At 64.0% G+C, this 1,526-nt stretch carries 1 protein-coding gene; it reads left to right on the top strand.

The window, feature by feature from the left end:
* The coding region (locus U1700_RS14445) for a TonB-dependent receptor (RefSeq protein WP_332753392.1) at nucleotides 1-1,440 on the top strand (1,440 nt) is incomplete at its 5' end.
* Between the last annotated feature and the right edge of the window lie 86 nt (nucleotides 1,441-1,526).

The raw sequence follows: 1,526 nt of genomic DNA, 5'->3' as shown, positions 1-1,526 counted from the left end.
TTTGCCGCTTGCCGTGTCGTCGCCTCGATCAATCCGGCGGCGGCGTTGCAGAACCCGGCCAATCCGGGCTGCCTGAGCGGGGCGGGGCGCGCGGTCCTGACCAGCACGCTCGGATCGCAGCTGATCGGGACCATCGACCGTCTGAGCACGATCAACAATGTCGGTGCGCTGCGCGATCTCTACGACCAGACCAGCACCAACTACGCCTTCTTCACGCACAATATCTATCGCCTGACCGACACGCTCAGCCTGACCGGCGGCCTTCGTTACACCCATGAGCGCAAGACGCTGCGCGCCAGCTTCGAGAACAACAACACCGCCTGCCCGCTGCAACAGGCCGCGCTTCGTCCGTTCCTGCAAAGCGGCAACGCGACGCTGGCGAACCTGGCCGGAGGGATCGTCACGCTGAGCTGCAATGGCAACTCCTCCTCCGCGCTCTCCGGGCTGCCGCTGTCCGACGCGATCAGCGAGGGGCAGTTCACCGGCACCGCCGTCATTTCGTGGAAGCCGGTGGCCAGCACCCTAGTCTATGGCTCCTATGCGCGCGGGTACAAGGCAGGCGGTTATAATCTGGAGCGGTCGGACCTGACCCCGAATGTGTATGCGGCGCCGACGGCGGCCTCGGTCACGAACCTGCGCTTCGATCCGGAGACGGTGAATGCCTATGAGCTGGGCGTGAAGTTCACCTCGCGCACCTTCACCCTCAATGCTGCCGCTTTCCGCTCGGAGTTCAAGAACTTCCAGCTGAACACCTTCAACGGCACCGGCTATATCGTCCAGAATATCAGCGCGTGCAGCACCGATCTGGGCGGTGCCGATCGCGACGACTCCCCCAACACCGGCCGCTGCCCCGGCAAGGTGAAGGCGGGCGTCGTCACGCAGGGTGTCGAATTGGAAGCTGGCCTGTTCCCCGTGCCCGACGTCACCGTCAATCTGGCCTATACCTATGCCCATACCAACTATGCGCGCAATCTGGTCGGCAGCGATGCGGGCGAGCCGCTTAGCAATGCGCTGTTCCTGCTGCCCGGCAACATGATGTCGAACGCACCGCGCCATGTCGCGACCTCCTCGGCCAGCTGGACGCCGCCGATCGCGGGCACGGGCATGACCGCGCTCTTCTATGTCGATGGCCGTCTGACCAGCGACTATAACACCGGCTCCGACCTGTTCATCGAGAAGAAGCAGGACGGCTTCTTCCTGATGAACGCGCGCATCGGCCTGCACGGCAAGGATCAGCGCTGGGCGCTGGAATTCTGGGGCCAGAACATCCTCAACACCAATTACCAGCAGGTCGCCTTCAACATGCCGTTCCAGGGTTCAAGCAGCCTGTCGCAAGTCCAGCGTTTCGGCGCGCCGAACTACGCGACGGCCAACGCGCTGTTCGGGTCCTATCTGGCGGAGCCGCGCACCTATGGCCTGACGCTGCGCACGCGCTGGTGAGGAAGGTTGGCGGTGGATGAGTGGCGCGCGCTGGGACAGCGTTCTGCGCCACTCGGCTTGTTCGGGCTGAGAAACCCGATGATCCT

The organism is Sphingomonas sp. RB1R13, from assembly GCF_036663775.1.
In the GTDB taxonomy this organism is placed as follows: domain Bacteria; phylum Pseudomonadota; class Alphaproteobacteria; order Sphingomonadales; family Sphingomonadaceae; genus Sphingomicrobium.
Note: the sequence above shows the minus strand (reverse complement) of the source record. Positions and strands in the feature narration are given on the sequence as shown.